At 51.6% G+C, this 22,474-nt stretch carries 24 protein-coding genes; 14 read left to right on the forward strand and 10 right to left on the reverse strand.

Translation table 11 applies throughout. The annotated features are described in order from the left end of the window. The first annotated feature begins 110 nt into the window (after positions 1-110). Genes sufB through AT746_RS14515 form a run of 7 tightly spaced genes read left to right on the forward strand, consistent with a single transcriptional unit; the run spans position 111 to position 6,215 of the window. A complete protein-coding gene (gene sufB / locus AT746_RS14485) occupies positions 111-1,547 on the forward strand; it encodes a Fe-S cluster assembly protein SufB (RefSeq protein ID WP_062481495.1) in 1,437 nt (478 codons plus the stop codon). Positions 1,548-1,560: 13 nt separating this feature from the next. Then, a complete protein-coding gene (sufC, locus tag AT746_RS14490; RefSeq protein ID WP_062481497.1) occupies positions 1,561-2,325 on the forward strand; it encodes a Fe-S cluster assembly ATPase SufC in 765 nt (254 codons plus the stop codon). Next, positions 2,322-3,581, forward strand: a complete 1,260-nt coding sequence (sufD, locus tag AT746_RS14495) for a Fe-S cluster assembly protein SufD (protein ID WP_062481499.1) — start codon at positions 2,322-2,324, stop codon at positions 3,579-3,581. The genes sufC and sufD overlap by 4 nt, the downstream gene beginning before the upstream one ends. After that, positions 3,578-4,810, forward strand: coding sequence for a cysteine desulfurase (locus AT746_RS14500; protein ID WP_062481502.1), 1,233 nt, complete (start codon positions 3,578-3,580; stop codon positions 4,808-4,810). Before sufD ends, AT746_RS14500 begins: the two co-directional genes overlap by 4 nt. Positions 4,811-4,820: 10 nt before the next feature. Beyond that, on the forward strand, positions 4,821-5,186 hold the full coding sequence (locus tag AT746_RS14505) for a HesB/IscA family protein (protein WP_062481503.1): 366 nt from the start codon (positions 4,821-4,823) through the stop codon (positions 5,184-5,186). 49 nt (positions 5,187-5,235) lie between these two features. Continuing rightward, a complete protein-coding gene (gene sufT / locus AT746_RS14510) occupies positions 5,236-5,769 on the forward strand; it encodes a putative Fe-S cluster assembly protein SufT (protein WP_062481505.1) in 534 nt (177 codons plus the stop codon). 35 nt (positions 5,770-5,804) lie between these two features. Next, positions 5,805-6,215, forward strand: a complete 411-nt coding sequence (locus AT746_RS14515) for a SufE family protein (protein ID WP_062481507.1) — start codon at positions 5,805-5,807, stop codon at positions 6,213-6,215. Between the two features lie 94 nt (positions 6,216-6,309). Here the strand turns inward: AT746_RS14515 and AT746_RS14520 are convergent, their stop codons facing one another. The 4 genes from AT746_RS14520 to trmJ form a co-directional block, all read right to left on the reverse strand. After that, on the reverse strand, positions 6,310-7,473 hold the full coding sequence (locus AT746_RS14520; protein ID WP_062481509.1) for an IscS subfamily cysteine desulfurase: 1,164 nt from the start codon (positions 7,471-7,473) through the stop codon (positions 6,310-6,312). Positions 7,474-7,487: 14 nt separating this feature from the next. Then, a complete protein-coding gene (iscR, locus tag AT746_RS14525; protein WP_062481511.1) occupies positions 7,488-7,967 on the reverse strand; it encodes a Fe-S cluster assembly transcriptional regulator IscR in 480 nt (159 codons plus the stop codon). 101 nt (positions 7,968-8,068) lie between these two features. Then, a complete protein-coding gene (cysE, locus tag AT746_RS14530) occupies positions 8,069-8,872 on the reverse strand; it encodes a serine O-acetyltransferase (protein ID WP_062481513.1) in 804 nt (267 codons plus the stop codon). Between the two features lie 5 nt (positions 8,873-8,877). Beyond that, entirely contained in the window at positions 8,878-9,618 is a 741-nt protein-coding gene (gene trmJ, locus AT746_RS14535; RefSeq protein ID WP_062481515.1) for a tRNA (cytosine(32)/uridine(32)-2'-O)-methyltransferase TrmJ, read from the reverse strand. Between the two features lie 211 nt (positions 9,619-9,829). On the opposite strand from trmJ, the gene suhB reads away from it, so the two are divergent. After that, positions 9,830-10,609, forward strand: a complete 780-nt coding sequence (gene suhB / locus AT746_RS14540) for an inositol-1-monophosphatase (RefSeq protein WP_062484261.1) — start codon at positions 9,830-9,832, stop codon at positions 10,607-10,609. A 385-nt stretch (positions 10,610-10,994) separates the two neighbouring features. Here suhB and secF read toward each other — a convergent pair whose 3' ends face one another. The 5 genes from secF to queA all read right to left on the reverse strand — a co-directional run bounded on the left by secF (position 10,995) and on the right by queA (position 16,642). Further along, entirely contained in the window at positions 10,995-11,936 is a 942-nt protein-coding gene (secF, locus tag AT746_RS14545) for a protein translocase subunit SecF (protein ID WP_062481517.1), read from the reverse strand. A 12-nt stretch (positions 11,937-11,948) separates the two neighbouring features. Further along, the gene (gene secD, locus AT746_RS14550; protein WP_062484262.1) at positions 11,949-13,793 is read right to left on the reverse strand and encodes a protein translocase subunit SecD; all 1,845 of its coding nucleotides are present in this window, start codon (positions 13,791-13,793) and stop codon (positions 11,949-11,951) included. 113 nt (positions 13,794-13,906) lie between these two features. Then, a complete protein-coding gene (gene yajC / locus AT746_RS14555; RefSeq protein ID WP_062481519.1) occupies positions 13,907-14,245 on the reverse strand; it encodes a preprotein translocase subunit YajC in 339 nt (112 codons plus the stop codon). Between the two features lie 117 nt (positions 14,246-14,362). Beyond that, on the reverse strand, positions 14,363-15,481 hold the full coding sequence (gene tgt, locus AT746_RS14560) for a tRNA guanosine(34) transglycosylase Tgt (protein WP_062481521.1): 1,119 nt from the start codon (positions 15,479-15,481) through the stop codon (positions 14,363-14,365). A 120-nt stretch (positions 15,482-15,601) separates the two neighbouring features. Beyond that, complete coding sequence (gene queA, locus AT746_RS14565; RefSeq protein WP_062481524.1) at positions 15,602-16,642, reverse strand: tRNA preQ1(34) S-adenosylmethionine ribosyltransferase-isomerase QueA; 1,041 nt, start codon at positions 16,640-16,642, stop codon at positions 15,602-15,604. 210 nt (positions 16,643-16,852) lie between these two features. Here queA and AT746_RS14570 point away from each other — a divergent pair, with 210 nt between their 5' ends. Beyond that, entirely contained in the window at positions 16,853-18,484 is a 1,632-nt protein-coding gene (locus AT746_RS14570; RefSeq protein WP_062481528.1) for a methyl-accepting chemotaxis protein, read from the forward strand. A gap of 111 nt (positions 18,485-18,595) precedes the next feature. Here AT746_RS14570 and AT746_RS14575 read toward each other — a convergent pair whose 3' ends face one another. Continuing rightward, positions 18,596-18,868, reverse strand: a complete 273-nt coding sequence (locus AT746_RS14575; RefSeq protein WP_062481531.1) for a DUF6471 domain-containing protein — start codon at positions 18,866-18,868, stop codon at positions 18,596-18,598. A gap of 150 nt (positions 18,869-19,018) precedes the next feature. Here AT746_RS14575 and AT746_RS14580 point away from each other — a divergent pair, with 150 nt between their 5' ends. The 5 genes from AT746_RS14580 (at position 19,019) to AT746_RS14600 (ending at position 22,465) form a co-directional block, all read left to right on the forward strand. Continuing rightward, the gene (locus tag AT746_RS14580) at positions 19,019-19,408 is read left to right on the forward strand and encodes a DUF2170 family protein (protein ID WP_062481534.1); all 390 of its coding nucleotides are present in this window, start codon (positions 19,019-19,021) and stop codon (positions 19,406-19,408) included. Positions 19,409-19,421: 13 nt separating this feature from the next. Beyond that, positions 19,422-20,102 carry a PspA/IM30 family protein gene (locus tag AT746_RS14585; RefSeq protein WP_062481537.1) on the forward strand — a complete coding sequence of 227 codons (681 nt, stop codon included), beginning with the start codon at positions 19,422-19,424 and terminating at the stop codon, positions 20,100-20,102. A gap of 15 nt (positions 20,103-20,117) precedes the next feature. Beyond that, positions 20,118-21,161: a potassium channel protein gene (locus tag AT746_RS14590; protein ID WP_062484264.1), complete on the forward strand. Its 1,044-nt coding sequence runs from the start codon at positions 20,118-20,120 to the stop codon at positions 21,159-21,161. Then, positions 21,151-21,798, forward strand: coding sequence for a YjfK family protein (locus AT746_RS14595; RefSeq protein WP_062481540.1), 648 nt, complete (start codon positions 21,151-21,153; stop codon positions 21,796-21,798). Before AT746_RS14590 ends, AT746_RS14595 begins: the two co-directional genes overlap by 11 nt. A gap of 250 nt (positions 21,799-22,048) precedes the next feature. Next, positions 22,049-22,465: a DUF350 domain-containing protein gene (locus tag AT746_RS14600; RefSeq protein WP_062481543.1), complete on the forward strand. Its 417-nt coding sequence runs from the start codon at positions 22,049-22,051 to the stop codon at positions 22,463-22,465. The last annotated feature ends 9 nt before the right edge of the window (positions 22,466-22,474 follow it).

A 22,474-nucleotide genomic window follows, 5' to 3' on the forward strand; every position in this document is an offset into this window, starting at 1 on the left:
AACCGTTGTCCGCTTAATTTGCCGGGTTTTAATTGCAACGACGTGCAATTGTCCGGGAAGAGGGTGCCAGCACTGGCATCAGGACAGCAGCATCAGGGTGAAAGCAGAGTATGAGTGAACAAATCGATCAGGCGTTATCCCGCAAATACGATGCCGGATTTGTCTCTGACATCGAATCTGAAACCTTTCCCATTGGCCTGGATGAAGATGTGATACAACGCATTTCGGCCATGAAAGGTGAGCCGGAATGGATGCTGGAGTGGCGTTTGCGTGCCTATCGCAGCTGGCTGACCATGGAAGAGCCCGAATGGGCCCATGTGCACTACCCCAAGATCGATTATCAGTCCATCTCCTATTACTCTGCACCTAAGAGTATGAAGGACAAGCCCAAGTCACTGGATGAAGTCGACCCTGAGCTGCTGCGTACCTACGAAAAGCTGGGCATTCCACTGCATGAACAGGAAATGCTGGCCGGTGTGGCCGTCGATGCCGTGTTCGATTCTGTGTCGGTAGTAACCACCTTCCGGTCAAAACTGGAAGAGGCCGGAGTGATTTTCTGCCCGATTTCCGAGGCCGTCCATAAGTATCCGGAACTGGTGAAAAAATACCTGGGCTCCGTGGTGCCCCGTTCCGATAATTACTTTGCCGCTCTTAACAGCGCCGTGTTTACCGATGGCTCCTTTGTGTATATTCCCAAGGGTGTGCGCTGCCCGATGGAATTGTCTACCTACTTTCGCATTAACGAGCAGAATACCGGTCAGTTTGAGCGCACCCTGATCGTGGCAGACGAAGGCAGCTATGTGAGTTACCTCGAAGGCTGTACCGCACCGCAACGGGATGAAAATCAGTTGCACGCCGCAGTAGTAGAGCTGGTGGCGATGGACGATGCCCAGATCAAATACTCCACCGTACAAAACTGGTATCCCGGTGACGAAAACGGTAAAGGCGGTATCTACAACTTCGTCACCAAGCGGGGGCTCTGTCACACCAACGCCAAGATTTCCTGGACTCAGGTGGAAACCGGCTCAGCGGTGACCTGGAAGTACCCCAGTTGCGTACTCAAAGGGGATAACAGTGTCGGTGAGTTTTATTCTGTGGCACTGACCCGTGGCATGCAGCAGGCCGATACCGGCACCAAGATGATCCATCTGGGTAAGAACACCAAATCCACCATTATCTCCAAAGGTATCAGTGCCGGTAACAGCAATAATGCCTATCGCGGACTGGTGCAGATGGGCCCGAAAGCCGATGGCGCACGTAATTTTACCGAATGTGATTCATTGCTCATTGGCGATCGCTGCGGCGCTCATACCTTTCCTTATATTGAGAGCCGTAACCCATCAGCCATAGTCGAGCATGAGGCGACCACCTCCAAGGTCAGCGATGACCAGTTATTTTTATGTAAACAACGTGGGCTGGATGCGGAAAAAGCCGTATCCATGATCGTTAACGGTTTCTGTAAAGAAGTATTCAGAGAATTGCCGATGGAGTTCGCCGTGGAAGCGGGCAAACTGCTCGAGATCAGTCTCGAAGGCTCAGTAGGATAAGCGGGGAAATTTAATGCTTAAGATTCAAAACCTGCACGCCAGTGTGGAGCAAAAACACATACTTAAAGGTCTGAACCTGGACATCAAACCCGGTGAAGTGCATGCCATTATGGGCCCCAACGGCGCCGGTAAAAGCACCCTGGGGTATATCCTGTCCGGCCGCGAAGGTTACGAGGTGTCTGAGGGCAGTGTCGATTTTCAGGGCGAAGACCTGCTCGAAATGGAGATAGAAGATCGTGCCCGCAAGGGATTGTTTCTGGCCTTCCAGTATCCGGTTGAGATCCCCGGCGTCAGCAATATGGAATTTATGAAAGAGTCGGTCAACGCCATGCGCGAACAGCGCGGTGAAGCGCCTTTATCGGCTGCCGAATTTCTGAAAAAAGCCAAGGAAGCCTGTAAGCAGGTACAACTGCCACTGGATTTTCTCAAGCGTGGCGTCAACGAAGGCTTTTCCGGCGGCGAAAAGAAACGTAACGAGCTGATGCAGATGATTTTGCTTGAACCGACTTTATGTATTCTTGACGAGTCGGACTCGGGCCTGGATATCGATGCTCTGCAGGTGGTGGCGAATGGTGTTAACAGTCAGCGCGACGGTAAACGCAGCTTTATTGTTATTACTCACTATCAGCGGCTGCTTGATTATATTGAGCCGGATCATGTGCATATTCTGGCCAATGGCAAAGTGGTCAAAAGCGGCGATGCCTCCCTGGCCAAGGAAGTGGAAAAAGAAGGTTATGCATTCCTGGGACAGGACAATGCCGAGGAGGCCGGCGCATGAGCCAATGGTTGCAGCAGGTCATAGATCGTGGCCAGGCCATTGATGACTGGCTCAGCCCGGTACGCGCTCAGGCTCTGGAAACCCTGCGTCACACCGACTGGCCCAATCGCCGGGTGGAAGCCTGGAAATACACCTCACTGGCTCCACTTGAGCAGCTTGAGCTGAGCAAAAATGACACCGCAACGGCACCACACATCCCCGCTATTGACGGGCTCAACAGCCTGGATCTGGTGTTTGTGAATGGTCAATTGCAGAGTGATATCAACGCGCTGCCATTGCCGCAGGGGCTGCATATCAGCAGCCTCAGAGAGGCGTCTACGCAGCAGCAGGCGGCCGCCACGACCTTGTTCGCAAAAATAAAACCCGAGCGCCATTTGTTCGGTCTGGTTAATGATGCTCTGGTCAAAGACGGTGTACTGATTGATATCGATGCCGGTATTAAGATTGAACGGCCCATACGTATTGTCAATTTGAGCAGTGACGGCCAGGAGTCCCATCACCGCATTCTGGTGCGTTTAGGCAAAGATGCTGAGGCTACGGTGATTGAGCAGGGCCAGGGTGAACAGGCCAGCCTGAGCACAGGCTTTGCCGAATACGAAATCGGTGAGCAGGCTAATCTTGAGCATTACCGGCTGGCGATGCACACCCATCAGGCGATCCATATCGGTGGCTGTCACTTTAGTCTTAAACAGCAGGCGCGGCTTAACAGCACCCTGATTGGTTATGGCAGTCAGCTGTCGCGGGTGGATGTGGATATTATTCACAGCGGCGAACATGCTAAGGCGAAATTTAACGCCATATATCTGCTCGGCGAATCAGAGCATTTTGATCTGCACAGCACCATCGAACATGCGGTGCCAAACGGCACCACTGAGGAAAATGCCAGAGGCATAGTGGGTGATAAGGCCAAAGCGGTATTTAATGGTCGTATTCATATTCACCGTGATGCCCAGAAAACCCTGGCTGAACTGAATAACCGCAACCTGCTGTTGTCCCGTCGCGGTCAGATCAATACCAAGCCCGAACTGGAAATCTACGCCGATGACGTACAGTGTGCTCACGGTGCTACGGTCGCCGAGATCGAAGAAGACACCCTGTATTATCTTCGCTCACGGGGTATTTCCCGTTCACAGGCACTGGTGATGCTGAACTTCGGTTTTATCCAGGAACTGGTTAATCAGATGCCCAATCAGGCACTGGCCCACTGGCTTCAGCCGCAACTGAAGGCCCGCTTTGTGGAGATGGAAGTAAAATGACTACCAGCACCGGTGCGCTGAATGTCGAACAGATCCGTAGCCAGTTTCCGATTCTGCAACAGCAGATCGAGGGCAAGCCGCTGATCTATCTGGATAATGCTGCCACCACACAGAAACCGCTGGCGGTGATCCAGGCGATAACGGATTTTTATACCCAGTGTAATGCCAATGTTCACCGCGGCGCCCATCACCTTTCTGATGAAGCCACACGCCGCTATGAAAAAGCCCGGGATAGGGTAGCAACTTTTATTCAGGCCGACAGTCGCAAAGAAGTGATCTGGACCAGTGGTACCACCGAAGGCATCAATATCGTTGCCAATGGCATGGCTCAGCGCCTGCAACAGGGTGATGAGGTACTGGTGAGCGAAATGGAGCACCACGCTAATCTGGTGACCTGGCAGCAGGCCTGCGTGCGCAGTGGCGCAACCCTCAAAGTCGCGCCTATCCATGACAATGGTGCACTGAATCTGGAAGCATTTCAGAGCCTGTTAAGCGATAAAACCCGCTTCGTTGCCCTGCCCCATATTTCCAATGCATTGGGTACGGTAAACCCCATCAAAGAGCTCACCGCACTGGCGAAGCAAAAAGGCGCGCTGGTGTTGATTGATGGCGCCCAGGGCGTTGCCCATGGCAATGTGAATGTGGCCGATATTGGCTGTGATTTCTATGCGTTTTCCGGTCACAAACTCTTTGGGCCCACCGGCATTGGTGTACTGTGGGGCAAAGAAAATGTCCTGCAGGACTGGCCCGTGTGGCAGACCGGCGGCGAGATGATCGCCAGAGTCACTTATGAGTGCTCCACCTGGGGTGAATTACCCAATCGCCTTGAGGCCGGCACGCCAAATATTGCTGGTGCCATAGGCTTAGGTGCCGCCATTGACTGGTTTATGAGCCTTGATCTGAGTGCCGTACAGGCTCATGAACAGGCCCTGATGGCCAGCGCCCTGGAACAGGCCGAAGCCTTTGAAGGCTTGAAAATCATAGGTAATGCACCCACTAAAATAGGGGTGTTAAGTTTTATTTTACAGGGCAGCCATCCCGCCGATGTAGGCTTTATCCTGGACAGACAGGGCATTGCCATACGTACCGGTGATCATTGTGCGCAGCCACTGATGCGGCGCTTAGATGTACCCGGTACTGCCAGAGCCTCATTTTCTTTGTATAACACTTTAGAAGAAGTGGACGCGCTGTTTGTTGCCCTGAAAAAAGCCAGGGATATGCTGGCCTGAGGAGAATATGATGAGTGTAGAAACCTTTATGCCACAAAGTAAAAGTGGCGACGCAGTCAGCCTCACTCCGGCTGCCATAAAGCATTTTGAGGCCAAACTGGCCAGCCAGCCCGGTCATCTGGTGCGCTTATCCACTAAAATCAGTGGCTGCACCGGTTATGCCTATGTGCTGGATGTTGCGGAACAAGCAGAGCAAGGGGATACCCTGATTCATGCCAGCGACAAACTGACTCTGGCAATCAGTACCAAGGCGCTGGATCTGGTTACAGGCACTGAGATTGACTACGTCAAAGAAGGCATCAATGGTGTAGTGAAATTTAATAATCCCAATGTGGTCAATGAGTGTGGCTGTGGCGAAAGCTTTAATGTCAGCTGACAGGTCTTTATCCTCTAATGGCAGTTGTGCAGTTTAACGAGGTTCTGTGATGCAACAGAAAATGGTCTCCACCGAGCGGGAGTGTAAAGCCAGGCGTGTTCCCACCGGCGAAGTGCAACTGATCCCCGAAGGCGAGTTTGTCAATATCACCCAGGATCTTGGCGGCAACTATACCGTTACCTGGCGCGGCAATATGCTACGTATTGACGGCACCGACGCCGATGCCATAGGCCGTAAACCACAAAAGCTGGACTTCCCCACCCCAAAAGATGGTCATATCAGTGAGGATCAGGTTTTACAGGCGCTGGAAACCATCTACGACCCTGAAATTCCCATCAATCTGGTATCTCTGGGTCTGATTTACAAGGTTGCTGTCAATCAGGATACGCAAACTGTTCATATTGATATGACGCTTACCGCCCCTGGTTGTGGCATGGGGCCGGTGCTGGTCGGCGATGTGGAATACCGGGTCGGCATGGTGCCCAATGTGAAGAAGGTTGAGGTGGAGCTGGTATTTGATCCGCCCTGGTCCCGCGAGATGATGAGCGAAGAAGCCCAGCTTGAAGCCGGTGTATTCTTCTGATACTGAATAAAGAGAACTTATCCTGAGAGCCCCTGATGAATTTACCCTCCAGCGAAGAAATTGTTGAGGACCTGGCCTTTTTTGATGACTGGGAGCAACGCTATCAGTACATCATCGATCTGGGCAAAAGCATTCCACCCATGGATGACAGCCTGAAAACCGAAGAACGCCTGGTCAGAGGCTGCCAGAGCAGCGTGTGGCTGGTGAGTAATGAGCAGGACGGCAAATTGCAGTTCCAGGTAGACAGCGACGCGGTGATTGTTAACGGGTTGCTGGCACTGGTGATGGCGGCCTTTAACGACAGAACCCCGGCCCAGATCCTCGATTTCGATATCGACGGCTATTTCAGAGCGCTGGATCTGGAACGTCATATCACCCCTACCCGCGGCAACGGCCTGCGCGCCATCGTCGCCAGAATCCAGGCCATTGCGAAGGCTAACAAGTAAGAGCAGAGGTGTGTAGGTCGGGTTTCAACCCGACAGCAATCTTTAACGCTAACAACATTGTCGGAATGAATTCCGACCTACACTCACCGCTTGTTTACCAGTCCAGTGCCATTTTCTTCAGGTTGCCGATAGCGCTGTGGATATGCTCAATGGCGAAGTCGATATCCTGTTCTGTGGTAAAGCGGCCAATCGACAGGCGCACCGAACTGTGTGCCAGTTGATCAGACAAGCCTATGGCTTTTAGCACGTAAGAGGGCTCAATACTGGCAGAAGCACAAGCTGAACCACTGGACACCGCCAAGTCTTTCAGTGCCATCAACAGCGCCTCGCCGTCAACCCCCTCAAAGCTGATATTCAGATTACCGGCAATTCTGGCGGTCTCGCTGCCATTTAAGCCAATACCCTCAATGCCCTTAATACCCTGCCACAGGCGCTGACGCAGTGTCAGAATTCGATGATTTTCTGACTCCATCAGTTTACCGGCCAAAGCAAAGGCTTCGCCCATGCCGACGATCTGGTGGGTCGGTAACGTACCTGAACGCATACCGCGCTCATGGCCGCCGCCGTGGATCAAGGCTTGCAGATGAATACGGGGCTGGCGGCGCACATACAAGGCGCCGATACCTTTGGGGCCATAACTTTTGTGGGCAGAAAAGGACATCAGATCCACCTGCAACTGTTGCAGATCAATAGCCACTTTGCCGGTACTTTGCGCTGCATCCACGTGAAATAACACATGATGCTGACGACATATCTCGCCAATGGCGGCAATATCCTGAATCACGCCGATTTCGTTATTAACCTGCATCACTGAAACCAGCACCGTATCGGAGCGAAGGGCGGCTTTGAGTTTATCCAGGTTTAACAATCCATCGGCTTCAGGAGCCAGATAGGTGATCTCAAAACCCTCTTCTTCAAGCGCCGCACAGGCATCCAGCACAGCCTTGTGCTCAGTTTTAAGGGTGACAATATGCTTACCCTTGTCCTGATAAAAGCGCACGGCACCTTTGATGGCCAGATTATCGGACTCGGTAGCACCTGAGGTAAAAATAATTTCACGGGGATCGGCATTAACCAGCGCGGCAATCTGATTACGGGCAATGTCTACCGCTTCTTCGGCCTGCCAGCCATAGCGATGGGAGCGGGACGCAGGATTACCGAATACCCCATCCATCGTCAGATACTGGGCCATTTTATCGGCAACAACGGGATCGACAGGCGTAGTGGCGGCGTAATCCAGATAAACAGGCTTTTTCATACTCAGACTACCGGTCAGATTTGTAAGGTAATTTTCATCCCGGCATCGGCCTGATGTTTGTTGCTGTCCTGACGCTGCGCCACCAGTTTAATATCCTGCTTGGCCATCAGTTCACCGAGACTGATACTGTTAAGAAATTCGGCGATACGATCACTGAGATCGCTCCACAAGCTATGGGTAAGACAGCGCTCTCCCCCCTGACAATCAGACTTGCCACTACAGCGGGTAGCATCCACCGATTCGTCCACCGCCCGGATCACCTCACCCACGGAAATCTCCAGGGAATTGCGACCCAGTTTGTAACCGCCACCCGGTCCGCGGACGCTGGATACCAGTTTTTCGCGGCGCAGGCGCGAGAATAATTGTTCAAGATAAGACAGGGAAATTTCCTGGCGCTCAGAGATATCGGCCAGAGGCACCGGACCCCTTTGAGAATGCAGCGCCACATCCAGCATGGCAGTCACCGCGTATCGACCCTTAGATGTTAGTTTCATGCCTTTAGCCTGTGCTTTTTGATGCCACAAAGCATGCCATACCTGACTAATTTAGTAAAGTATAAGTCCCACTAAAACACTCAGGTATTAATGACCTGTGACTAAATTCTGGGATCGAAGGCGTCGCCTTGTTCGTCCTTGCTCTTGTCCGGTTCCAGACCTTCAAAATCGTCCAAATCAATACTGGGCAACGAGTCGGCACATACATCACCACCCATTTTATTAATCGCCTTGCACATATCTTCAACCTTGGTATCGATAAGATGTACATGATCCAGCATGCGGCCAATGGCGTTAGCCACCGGATCCGGATTGTCCGGTGATACCGCATACGCATCAAAGCCATATTTGCGGGCAATCTTGTCTCTGTCGTTGGCTTTTTCCAGATCTTTGGCCTGAGCAACGATGCGGCCGGGGATACCGACAACTGTCGCCTCATCCGGCACATCTTTGACCACCACGGAGTTAGAGCCCACTTTGGCCCCTTTGCCAATGGTGATAGGCCCGAGCACTTTGGCACCAGCACCGACCACCACGTTATCCATCAACGTCGGGTGACGTTTTCCTGCATTCCAGCTGGTGCCCCCCAGAGTGACACCGTGATAGAGGGTCACATCATCGCCGATTTCCGCCGTTTCCCCGATTACCACGCCCATGCCATGGTCGATAAAAAAACGCCGACCGAGAGTGGCGCCGGGATGGATCTCAATACCGGTTATCCAGCGGGCCAGATTAGACAAGACTCTGGCCAGCCATTTCCAGTTGGCCAGCCACAGTTTATGGCTGAGCCGGTGCATCCAGATAGCGTGCAATCCGGGGTATGCGGTCAACACTTCAAAAGTGGTACGAGCCGCAGGATCGCGGTGAAAAACACTCTGAATATCTTCTTTAATGCGCTCAAACATGATGGTTAACGGCTCTTGTCCTGGCTGTCGATACGCTTGTCAACTGAGGCCAGGATCCCTCGCAGGATATTCAGTTCCTGAGCTTCCGGCCTTGCCCGGTTAAACAAGCGGCGTAGTTTAGTCATCACCATACCCGGATGCCTCGCAACAATAAAATTCGTTTTACTTAGGGTTTGTTCCAAATGACTATAAAAACCTTCCAGCTCCTGCGTTAAGGGATACTCAGGCTGAGCCGGTTCATCGGCTAAGTTCTGATTCTGCGCGGCCAGATATGCCATACGCACCTCGTAACATAAAGTCTGCACTGCGGCGGCCAGATTCAGTGAGCTGTAGTCAGGGTTAGCCGGTATGCACACATGGAAATGACATTGCTGCAGCTCTTCATTGCTCAGGCCGTTGTTTTCCCGGCCAAAAACCAGGGCCACCGGATATTGCTCTGCTTCCGCCACCAGCTTAAGGCCACATTCTCTGGCATCCAGCATCGGCCAGGACAGCGTACGGGAACGTGCACTGGTACCCACCACCAGGCCACAATCGGCCACTGCCTGTTCCAGATTCGGGACGATCTTACAGTTCGCCAGAATATCCCCGGCGCCTGCGGCCAATGCGCTGGCCTGGCCGTCCGGTGCTTTCACCGGGTCAACCAGATACAGCTCGGATAACCCCATGGTTTTCATGGCCCGCGCTGCCGAACCAATGTTGCCCGTGTGAGAAGTGTTTACCAGTACGACACGAATATTATGCATGCTTTGATTTTTGTCCGTTGATCAAAAAAGTGCCGCAGATCATAGCATAGACTGCGGTCAACCAAGCACAGGGTGATTGCAATATTCTGGTGCTCTGCTAGACTGCGCGCCGGTTTGTGTGTTGACTGTTTTTTCAGCAGCACAAAAGGTATATCCGGACGAGCTCAGAATGCCGGATATATTTGTTCTTTTACAATTGATGGTGACTTGTATGCATGCAATGCTGAATATTGCCGTGCGCGCTGCGCGCGTGGCTGGAAATATCATCGCTCAGGGTTTTGAACACCGTGACGATTTAATGACCGAATCCAAAAGTGAAAACGATTATGTAACCCGCGTCGACAAAGAGGCGGAACAAGCCATCATCAATAAAATAAGACAGTCCTACCCCGACCACAGCTTTATAGGTGAAGAAGGCGGCGTGATTGACGGCGATGAGGATTTTAAATGGATCATCGACCCGCTGGACGGCACCACCAACTTTGTTCGCGGTGTACCTCACTTCGCCGTATCCATTGCTCTGATGCACAAAGGCCGTCTGGATCAGGGCGTCGTATTTGATCCCATCCGTAACGAACTTTTTACCGCCAGCCGCGGCGCCAGCGCCCAGCTCAATGGCTATCGTATCCGCTGCTCTAATGCCAAAGAGCTCAGAGGCAGCCTGCTCGCCACCGCTTTTCCTTTTAAAAACAAAGAACAGGAACTGGCTGAATCTCTGCAATTGTTCAGCAAAGTCTACCCACAGTGCGGTGATATACGCCGTGGTGGCTCCGCTGCACTGGATATGGCGTATGTAGCCGCCGGTCGCCTTGACGGCTACTGGGAGAAGGGCCTGAAGCCCTGGGATATGGCAGCCGGCGCGCTGTTGATTCAGGAAGCCGGTGGTCTGGTAACAGACTTTAATGGCGGCCACGAACCGATGAAAACCGGCAGTCTGGTCTGTGGCAGCACTAAGCTGGTGCCCGCATTGCTGAAAACCTTTAAGCAATAAATCAAAGACAAAAATAACACAGAGTCACGGAGGGCACAGAGATGATAAGACTGTTTTACACCTCCGTGTTCTCTGCGCCACAGTGGTGAAATCGCTTTTTATTCGTGCTTTTACTCCGGACTCACAACCTTCAGCCTCAAATCCAACGAGGCGCGTCCGCTGCGCTCCTTGCAGGCTACACCCCGCACTAAGCAATAGACTTTGAGATCAATTTCGTGCAGAGAGCCAGGCCGCAGAGGAAATAAAAAGGCGATGTCCGCTGGTGCTGACATCGCCTTTTTCATAACATGCGGTAAATTAATCCCACCAATTTTCACCTTACAATCTCTGTGCCCTCCGTGGCTTTTGATGAGATTTCTATTCCTTGTGGCTCGTGAGCCTTATTTCAGAGCAGCGGATCCTGGTCGGCGCCCTCTTTCTCTACTTCCGGTGGCATCAGATCTTCTTTACTGATACCCATGGCCAGAGAAATTGAGCTGGCGACGTAGATAGATGAATAGGTACCGATAATGACCCCCATTAACAGCGCCGTGGCAAAACCATGAATCAAGGCACCACCTTTAAAGAACAGTGCCAGCAACACCAGAATGGTGGTTAATGAGGTAATCACCGTGCGATTAAAGGTTTGGGTCAGTGACCAGTTAATCACTTCTTCCGGCCCGCCTTTGCGAAGCTTGCGGAAATTCTCGCGGATCCTGTCCATCACTACGATGGTATCGTTGAGTGAATAACCTATTACCGCCAGCAAGGCGGCCAGTACGGTGAGGTCAAACTCCAGTTGCAGGATGGAGAACAGTCCCAGCGTCAGAATCACATCATGGGCCAGTGCCGCAACGGCGCCGACACCAAAACGCCATTCGAAACGCATGGCTACGTACATCAGAATGCAGATCAGCGCCACCAGCATCGCCAGGCCACCTTGTTCGGTCAGCTCTTCGCCCACCTGTGGTCCGACAAATTCAATCCGGCGCATGTCCACTTGCTGGCCATCAGATCTCAGCGCTACCATCACCTGATCGCCCATAGTGGCGGCTTTTACCCCCTCCCGTGGCGCGAGGCGAATCAGCACGTCAGAACTGCTGCCAAACGTCTGTACCACCGCATCACCAAAATCAGCCTGCTGCATCTGATTGCGTATCTGACTGAGATCCGCAGGGCCTTCATAACCCACTTCAATCACCGTACCACCGGTAAAATCCAGACCCCAGTTAAGCTGGTTTACCGCCAGAGAAACAATAGAGCCGATTACCAACAAGCCAGACAGAATCATCGCCGGCATGCGCATCGACATAAAGGGGATTTCCTGGTCAAACTTAAACAGTCGCATAATAAATTTCCCCTAGATTGAAAGCTTGTTAAGGCGTTTACCGCCCCACACAGCATTAACGATAGCGCGGGTACCCACAATGGCCGTAAACATGGAGGTCAGAATACCTATGGCCAGCGTGATAGAGAAACCTTTCACCGGCCCGGTGCCCACGGCAAACAGAATCACCGCGGCAATTAGGGTGGTGATATTGGCATCTGCAATAGTTGACAGGGCGCTGTCATAACCATGATGTATCGCCTGTTGCGGGCTTCGTCCGTCACGAATTTCTTCACGGATACGCTCAAAGATCAGCACATTGGCATCCACTGCCATGCCCACCGTCAGTACAATACCGGCCATACCCGGCAGCGTCAGGGTAGCGCCGGGGATCATCGACATCACGCCCACAATCATCACCAGGTTAATCACCAGAGCGGCATTGGCCACCAGACCGAACTTTTTGTAGTAAGCCACCATAAAGACCAGAATCAGTATCAGTCCCCAGACAATGGCCTGCATGCCCAGATCGATATTTTCCTGGCCCAGGCTTGGTCCCACAGTACGTTCTTCAACAATCTGAATTGGCGCTACCAGGGCACCGGCACGTAACAGCAAAGAAAGGTTCTGGGCCTCAGCCGGTGAGTCAATACCGGTAATACGGAAACTGTTACCGAGCCGTGCCTGAATCGTCGCCACATTGATCACTTCTTCGTGTTTATCGAAGATAATCTTGCCATTTTCATCGGTTTTACCGCTCGGTTTATATTCGATAAATACCGTTGCCATGGGCTTACCGATATTATCCTTGGTACTGCGTGACATCTTGCTGCCACCTTCAGAGTCCAGATCAATGTTCACCTGCGGGCGTCCATATTCATCAAAACTGCTGTTGGCATCAATAATATGATCACCCGTCAGCATCACCTGCTTTTGCAGCAACTGCGGCTGACCATTACGATCCATCAGCAATTGCGAGCCCGGCGGTACCCTGCCGTCAACGGCATCACGCACATCATGGTCTAAATCCACCAGACGGAACTGCAGGGTTGCGGTGGCATTAAGTATTTCTTTGGCGCGGGCGGTATCCTGAATACCCGGGAGCTGCACGACAATCCGGTCTGCCCCCTGGCGCTGAATCACCGGCTCGGCAACACCCAGCTGGTTGACTCTGTTGCGCATGATAGTGATGTTCTGCTTAAGGGCGTATTCCTGAATTTCGCGCTGACGCTGCTCAGATAAATTGGCCGCCAGGGTCTGCTCGCCAATATCTTCAATTTCCAGATCCGGATTATTGGTGGAGAGAAAACGGATGGCCTGCTCCAGGGTTTCCTGATCGCGGAACTGCACCTCTACCTTGTCACCTTGTTGCTCGACCCGGCGATAACGCAGGCGCTCTTCCCGCAGACTATTGCGGAAATCATCCACCATCTGTTCCTGAGCACGGGTAATCGCAGCATTCATATCCACTTCCATCAGAAAGTGAACACCGCCACGTAAATCCAGCCCCAGCTTCATCGGCGTACCGCCAATATCCTGCAGCCAGGTTGGTGCGGCAGGAGCCAGGTTGAGGGCAACGACATAATCACTGCCCAGCAGGGCTGCCAGAGAGTCTCTGGCACTAAGCTGATCGTCACCATCTGTGACCCGAATCAATAGCTGGTCATCTTCCATCTGCACGTTTTTCACCGCGATGCCGGCCTCGTCCAGATGCTCACTGACCTTGTCCATCAGACCTAAATCCACCACCGCATTACGACCGGCAGATATCTGCACTGCGTGATCCTCACCGTAAAGGTTAGGAGACGCATATAAAGCACAGACGGCAATCACCAGGATCACCATGATGTACTTCCATAAGGGATACTTATTTAACACTGACTTATCCTTTTGATCAAAACACCGAAATTGTCTGGGCATTCCGGGACAGCTTTTGCGCTGTGGTCAGGGCAGTAAAAATAAGGCGGCCAGGCCGCCTTATTTTTACTGCATCAGATACTTTTAATGGTGCCTTTAGGCAATACTGCTGCCACAGAAGACTTCTGCACCACCACATTGGTGCTGTCATTCAGAGCCAGTTCGATAAAGTCTTTTTCATCACTGACTTTGGCGATCTTACCTACCATGCCGCCCTGGGTCAGCACTTCATCGCCTTTGCTCAGCGATGCGATAAGGTTTTTATGCTCTTTGGCACGCTTGGCCTGCGGACGATACAGCATAAAGTAAAAAATCAGACCAAAGATCCCGAGCATAATCAGCATTTCGAAGCCGCCGCCCTGGTTACCTGCCGGTGCCGCCTGAGCGTAGGCGTTAGAAATAAATAAACTCATAGTATTCCCCTAATGGTTATTGTTTTTAAAATGTTGTTGCACAGAAACACTGGTGACACAGAGCCGCTAAACTAAATATGCGTCATGCTCTGTGTATTCCATGTCGCTGCGTTTTGTTCATTCACCCAGCGCGGGCATGTCCATCTCTTTGGCGGCATAAAACTGTGCTACAAAATCATCCAGTGTACCAGCCGCTATAGCGTTGCGCAGCCCCTCCATCACACGCTGATAGTAACGCAGGTTGTGGATAGTATTCAGCCTCGCACCAAGTATCTCATTGCACTTGTCTAAGTGGTGTAAATATGACCGTGAATAGTTTTTACAAGTGTAACAATCACATTTTTCATCTAAAGGTGCGGTATCTGTCTTGTGTCTGGCATTGCGGATCTTAACCACGCCTCCCGTCACAAACAGATGGCCGTTTCTGGCATTGCGGGTTGGCATCACACAATCAAACATGTCAATGCCGCGGCGGACCGCCTCCACAATATCCTCCGGCTTGCCCACTCCCATCAGATATCTGGGCTTGTCCGCAGGAATACGGTGCGCAGTGTGATCCAGAATACGGATCATATCTTCTTTGGGTTCTCCTACCGACAAGCCGCCGATAGCGTATCCGTCAAATCCAATTTTCTCCAGCCCTTCCAGTGATAACTGACGCAGGTCTTCGTACATGCCGCCCTGGACGATACCAAAGAGTGCCGACGGATTGTCCCCGTGTTCAGATTTGCTGCGTCCGGCCCAACGCAATGACAACTCCATTGAGGTGCGGGCTTCTTCATAAGTGGCCGGATATGGTGTGCATTCATCGAAAATCATTACGATATCGGCACCCAAATCACGCTGCACCTGCATCGATTTTTCAGGCGTCAGCATGATCTTCTCACCATTGATGGGTGAACGGAAAGTCACGCCCTCTTCACTGATTTTGCGCAGATCACCTAAACTGAACACCTGAAATCCACCTGAGTCGGTGAGAATTGGCTTTTGCCAGTGCATAAAATCATGCAGATCGCCGTGCATCTTCATGATCTCGGTGCCCGGACGCAGCATCAGATGAAAGGTGTTCCCCAGGCAGATCTCTGCTCCGGTATTTTCCAGTTCTTCCGGCGTCATGCCCTTGACCGTGCCGTAGGTGCCCACTGGCATAAAGGCCGGGGTTTCAACTGTGCCCCGTTCAAACTCAAGTCGGCCGCGACGGGCCTTACCGTCGGTGGCTAATACTTCAAATTTCATACTCTTCCTTATCAGCGCATCGGAAAACAGTCCAAGGCTGAATGTGCATTTCCCGCTCTTGGGAAAATAAAAAGCTGATTATACAGGAATCAGAGAATATAAAGACAGCCTGTGATGGCCTCAGGCCCGTTCAATAAACATGGCATCACCGTAACTGAAAAAGCGATACCTGTTTTCAATAGCCTGGCCATAGGCATGCATAATGTTTTGTTTGCCTGCAAAAGCGCTGACCAGCATGATCAGGGTGGATTCGGGTAAATGGAAGTTAGTCAGCATGGCATCTACCACAGCAAACTCGTAGCCCGGATAAATAAAGATATCCGTATCACTGAAAAAGGGCTGCAGAGTCTGTTTCTGTTTTAACGAAGCCTGAGCCGCAGACTCCAGAGAGCGTACCGAAGTGGTGCCCACCGCCACCACCCGCTTGCCCGCAGCTTTGGTAGCCAGAACGGCATCCACCACTTGCTGTGACACTTCGGCATATTCAGAATGCATCTGATGCTCGGTAATATTCTCCACCCGCACCGGCTGGAATGTCCCTGCTCCCACGTGCAGGGTCACAAAGGCGGTGTTGACTCCTTTTTGTTTAAGCTGGTCCAGAATCGGCTGATCAAAGTGTAATCCTGCGGTCGGAGCTGCCACCGCGCCAGGTTTATTGTTGTAGACCGTCTGATAACGCTCTTTGTCGACCTGCTCATCGGGTCTGTCGATATAGGGCGGCAGTGGCATATGACCATATTGCTCCAGCAATGCCAATACTGGTTTTTCGTGATTAAAACACAGTTCAAACAGCGCATCGTGGCGCCTGACCATCTTCGCTTCCAGTTCGCCCTCAAGTAACAACAGGCTGTCTGGTTTTGGCGCTTTGCTGGCTCGCACATGGGCCAGCACCCTGTGTTCATCCAGTATACGCTCAACCAATACTTCTACCTGGCCACCGGTTTGCTTGTTCCCCAGCAGGCGGGCGGGAATCACCCTGGTATCGTTAAATACCAGCAAATCACCCGGCTCCAGCAAGTCCACGATGTCCGTAAACTGCAGATGCTGCACAGCTCCGCTCGCGCCGTTGAGATGTAACAGGCGACTGGCAGACCTCTGCTGCGCTGGGTATCGTGCAATCAGCTCATCCGGCAGGTCAAAGTGGAAATCGGATACTTTCATTGGGTACACCCTTTATTGGCATCAGTAAGAAGCGGGGTCAAAAAAGGGCGCTATTCTAATCTTTGTGTCAGATGCGGGCAATCTCCACGGCACACTGAGTAATCTGGCTGTCACAAAACTATCATATACTCTCAGCCAGATTAGATTAAAATGCCGCGCCAGTGGGAACAGGACATCCCATAAAACCCGCAGTACTATTCAGAGGTTATTATGCTGCCTGAACGCTTTCAAAGACTCCGCCCCAAAATTCTCGGTCTGCTCGGCGCAGGCATACTCTCAGTTGGTCTGATTGCCGCTGTTGCAATCTGGCTATTATCGTCGCAAATTGCCCGCTACGACCAGTTGGTGCAACAGGAGGTATCAGCCACGGCGCTCTCAGACAATATCAATCTTAATTTCAAACGCCAGGTACAGGAATGGAAAAATGTGCTGCTGAGGGGCCATGAAGCACCGCGGCTGCAAAAATACTGGGACAGTTTTATGTCACTACACCGCCAGATTCAGGATGACAGTGACAGCTTCCTGAGGATGCAAATCGATAATGATCTGAAACAACAAATGTCCGAATTCAGAACCACTCACAAGCGTATTCTGGCGGAATATCAAAAAGGCTATCAGGCCTTTATTGACAGCGGATTTGATCATAAAGCCGGTGATAAAGCCGTTGCGGGAATCGACCGGGCACCGACACAGCAACTGGAAGAACTCAGCTCTCAGTTGCACAGCATTATCCTTAAACAAAGTGAACAAACCCGTGAACAGGCTGATGATGCCATCGCTCTGAGCACTCTTGCCATCATTATGACAATGGTTATCAGCATAGGCCTTAGTGCCTTATTTATGAACAGCAAAGTGGTGCGCCCGCTGACAACCCTTATCGATCATTTGCGTAATGTCAGTAAGGGCCAGTTACAGCAGCAGGTGATCATTCACAGCAAGGACGAGATAGGACGTATGTCCCGCGGCATAGAAACCCTCAGGCAGAATCTGCTGGATATCTGTGGTGGCCTGGATACCACACAACAGGATCTCGATCGTGTTTGTAGCAGCCTGGTGGAAAGTGCCGGAGCTATCAGCAATGGTGTCACAGAGCAAAATCACGGTACCGATGCAGTTCACAGTTCCGTAGAGCAGATGACACAATACGCCAGTGACGTCAGTCACCATGCTACAGATGCCAACGGCGCAGCGAATGAAGCGCGGGAAGCTGCAGGCAGCAGTATGGCAGTCATGAAACAGAGTATCAGCACTATCAGCCAGACTTCAGAGCAAATCCAGGCCACTGCCGGAGTCATCAGTACCCTGGATGAGGATGCCCGCAAAATTGGCTCTGTGCTGGACGTCATCAAAGGCATCGCTGAACAGACCAATCTGCTGGCGCTGAATGCCGCCATAGAAGCTGCACGGGCCGGTGAACAGGGCCGCGGTTTTGCCGTGGTGGCCGACGAAGTCAGAACACTGGCCGCCCGCACCCAGAAATCCACAGAAGAAATTCAGCAGATGATTCAGAATGTGCAGCAAGGCGCAAGCAATGCTGTTCGGGCCATCGAGCAGGGTCAGCAACAAACCAGTGAAAGTGTCAGTAAAGTGCATGCCGCCGACGAACACTTGCAGAAGATCAATGCCGCCATTGAACATATCGGCGATCTGAACCGCCGGATTGCCGATTCAGCCCGCCAGCAAAGTGGCGTCAGCGAACAAATTCTCAGCAGTCTGACTGAACTGTCAGAGATTGCCCGGGTAAACGGTGAGCATGCCGACTCCTGTGAGCAGGACAACCGCACCTTACTGGAAGTAAAAGATCGCATGGCCAGTATTATCGCCAGGCTAATGCACAAATGAATTTAACCACAGAGTCACGAAGGACACAGAGAGGTTAAGGGACTAAACCGGTTAGTATCTCTGTGTTCTCTGTGACTCTGTGGTGAATCTGGTTTTTATAGCAAAGCGGCGCTAGTCGGGCAGTGTTACACCCATCTCTTTAAAGATATCCAGAATCTCTTCCCGTTCTATGGGGCGGGCATTGAGTACAAACATAATTTGTAACAATAGATCGGCACCCAGAATACCCTTATTGACTTTATTTCTCAGGTTGTCTGCGCTTTGATCTATACCAATGCGGGCAAGCCGCTCGCTGAGATCCTGATATTTGACGCCGCGCCGGGACATCTGCGCTTTGATCAGGCGCTGTACCAGTTGGCGCCAGTTTGCGTTGGGTCCTTGCATGACTCTCTCCAAATAGTCTATTTGTGACTTATAATTTACATCAAGAACCTATTTTATTCAAAAAGAAATAAAATAATATTTGACGGGCAAGAAGTTGTCTGTCTATGATTAGTCCAGTTTAAAACGCTGTGCCTGTTAAAGGAGTAAAACATGACCTGGGAGCTTGCTCAGTTAGAAGCATTGTTCAGTGACAATAAAGATTTGGTGGTCACCCGCCAACAGGATTGCCTGTTGATCGCTAATGAAGACGGCATCGACGCCTGGCTGGCCATCAGTGGTGAGCAGATTATTGTCGAAACCCTGCTGTTCTCCGTTGCCGAAGTAAAAGATAAGGCGGCCCTGAACGAAGAGATACTCAAAACCCATATGCTCTTTCCTCTGACCACTGTGGGGATTTCCGTGGTGGCGGATGAGGAATATTACACCGCCTTTGGCTCACTGAGTTCTCAGTCCAAGGGTGAGAGTATTGTGATTGAAGTAGAAACCCTGTTCCAGAATGTGGCGTCTTTCCTGGATGCCTATCAGGATCATTTGAAGTAAACGAGGAGGCGTTATGTCTGTTTGGAGAAAACTAATCACCGCAGTTAAAGGCGGTGTCACCGAAGCGGCAGAGTCTGTTGCCGATAGTCAGGCCATTCGTATTCTGGAGCAGGAAATCCGCGAAGCCAAAGAAGAGCTGCGCAAATCGGATCATGCCCGCACCCAGATTCTGGCCAAATGTAAGCTGGCTCAGCAAAAAGTCGACAGCCTGTCCAGTTCCATCAGCGAGTATGAAAACCATGCCCGTCAGGCTGCGGACAAAGACCGCCAGCTGGCGCTGGATTGTGCACAGAAAGTATCAGAATTACGTTCAGAGCAGGATGCCGAACAGCAAATGCTGGATCAGTTTAAACAGTCCGAGAAAAAGCTGGCGGCCAATATCTCTCAGGCAAAAGCCAACCTGCGCAGACTGGAACAGCAAGTGGATATGGTCAAGGCCACGGAGTCAGTGCAAAAAGCTCAGGTTGCGGTGTCCTCACGCCACCTCGGTGCCAACAGCAAGATGAAGACGGCTACCGAGTCTCTGGAGCGCATTCAACAGCGCCAGACTACCCGCAGCGCAGAGCTCGAAGCGGCCGAAGAGCTGGCCAGCAGCGAAGATAATGATGACCTGAGCTCAAGACTGGCCGCCGCCGGTATCCAGGGCGGTAAGTCTTCCGCCGATGACGAGCTCAGCCGTATTCTGGGTAAATAACGGAGCCCGGCTTTGATATTTTTCAAACTGCGCAAACTGCTCAGTCATTATCTGCAACAAATGCGCTGGTACGTTATCGTATCGGCGTTTTTTGTTTATGCACTGCTGAGCTGGTTATTACTGGTGTGGGCCGGTGAAACGGCCCTGTATCAATGGCCAGATTATCTTTACTGGCTGGTGGTCACCAGTTCCACTGTCGGTTACGGCGATCTGTCACCGGTCAGTGATGCCGGTAAATATGTGGTGTCACTGGTGATTATTCCCGTGGGCCTGAGCCTGTTTGCCCTGATTCTCGGCCGCTCTGCCGCCTGGGTGTCTAACCAGTGGTTTAAAGGAGTAAAAGGCATGAAAGATTTGCATCTGGATGATCATATCCTGGTTATTGGCTGGAATGGTCAACGTACCATTCAGCTACTCAATTTGTTGCTGCGGGAAAAAGAGCATGCGGCCAATTCTCCGGCCATCGCACTCTGTGTTAAGGCGGAGGTGGAAAACCCGATGCCGGATCTGGTTGAATTTGTCAGGGTGGAATCCTTTAACCAGGATCAGGATATGGACAGAGCCTGTATCGTTGATGCCAGCGTGATCATTATCGACAATGACTATGACGATATGACCATGACGGCGGCGCTGTATGCCAGTAAGCGCAATCCTGACAGCCATATCCTTGCTTATTTCAAAGACGAGAGTCTGGTCAGTTTATTACGCCAGCATTGTCCGAATGTGGAATGCACTCCGAGCGTGGCGGTAGAAATGCTGGCCAAGTCGGCCTTTGACCCGGGCTCCAGCGCACTGCACCACGATCTTCTCAGTGTGCAGGAAGGCCAGGCCCAGTATTCGGTTGCCGTGCCACAGCTTAGCAAACCCTTAACGGTCGGCCAGCTATTTACCGGCATGAAAAAGCATTATGACGCCACTCTGATTGCGCTGGCAGATGAGAGTAAAAAGATCGCGCTCAATCCCGTCTCTGACAGACGAATCTCAGGCGGTGATAAAATCTACTATATCGCCGAGCGGCGCATTTGTAATCCTGACTGGGAGGCCATGTATGCTGAGTAAATGGTTTGGTAAAAAGCAGCAAGAAACCGGGCCCAAAGCCCCCGAGGTGATGGGGCTTTATCTGGGCGGTTCGTTCCAGTTAGATGAATTAAAACTACGCTTATTGCAGCCGCAACTGCTGATTGATGGCGCCGCCAGTACCCATCTGATCCAGGCGGTTGGTGAAGTGGAGCTTGACAGTGGTGGCAAGCTGCTGCGCTTTTACACCGATGATGACGCCTTTTTGCAGGTGGTGCTGGATGGCGGTGACACCGAGCAGCATATTACCGATGTCAAACTCTGGTACTTTTATGACACCAAAACCGTGGGTTCCGAAAACCAGTGGAAAGCGCTGATCGACAGCGGCATTTCAAAGCCGGAGTACGAGTTAGGTGGCTTTAACTTTACGCGGGTCTGGGATGCCATTGGCGAAACCTCACCACCGGTGGCCATGACCGAAAAAACCTATGAACAGGATGGTGATATCAGCGAAACCGATCAGTTTGTGATGCTCTACGAGCGCCCACTGGATGGTGATGACGCCGAGTTTGTAATGGTCAGCGGCGAAGAAAAAATTATCGATAACAACGCGGATCGCTGTCTGGTGATCAGCACGGGGTTAAATCTGCAACCAGCAGATATCCGCATTAACGGTTGAGGCAACAGTTGTCGGTAAGAGGTTCTGATGTTCATCAGGATGACGTTTTCCGCTGAACCGAATAAGCCCAAAATTGCTTACACGGTCTGTTGGTCGGGCTTTAGCCCGACAATCAACGATGCATGCAAGATCTGTCGGAATAAATTCCGACCTACGCAAAAACGATTGAGTCTTTACCCTCGGCGCGTTTCGCGTATGCTGGGGAAATAAACTATCTGATCTATTTTAACAATAAAACGAGGAATACCTTATGGACGCTGTGATGCTATCTCTCTCAGGACTGGGCAACTTCGCCCTGTATTTTATCGTTTCCATCATTTTACTCTTTGTATTCAAAGTGCTGTACGCGCTGGTTACGCCCCACGATGAATGGAAGCTGGTAAAAGAAGACAAGAGTGTTGCTGCTGCGGTCGGTTTTGGTGGCTCAGTGGTGGGCTTCAGTATCGCCCTTGCCGGGGCAGCCAGCAATGCCGTCTCTCTGATTGACTTCGCGGTATGGGGTGCAGTTGCGCTAATCGCACAACTTCTGGCCTTCGCCCTGCTGCGCTTTACCTTTATGCCGAAAATTGTCGAGCGTATCAATAACGATGAAATCTCCGCCGGTGTAATGCTGGCCGCCATGTCTATTGCCATCGGCATGCTCAATGCCGCCTGCATGACATACTGATAGGAGGAG

It is taken from the genome of Lacimicrobium alkaliphilum, assembly GCF_001466725.1.
Classification (GTDB): domain Bacteria; phylum Pseudomonadota; class Gammaproteobacteria; order Enterobacterales; family Alteromonadaceae; genus Lacimicrobium; species Lacimicrobium alkaliphilum_B.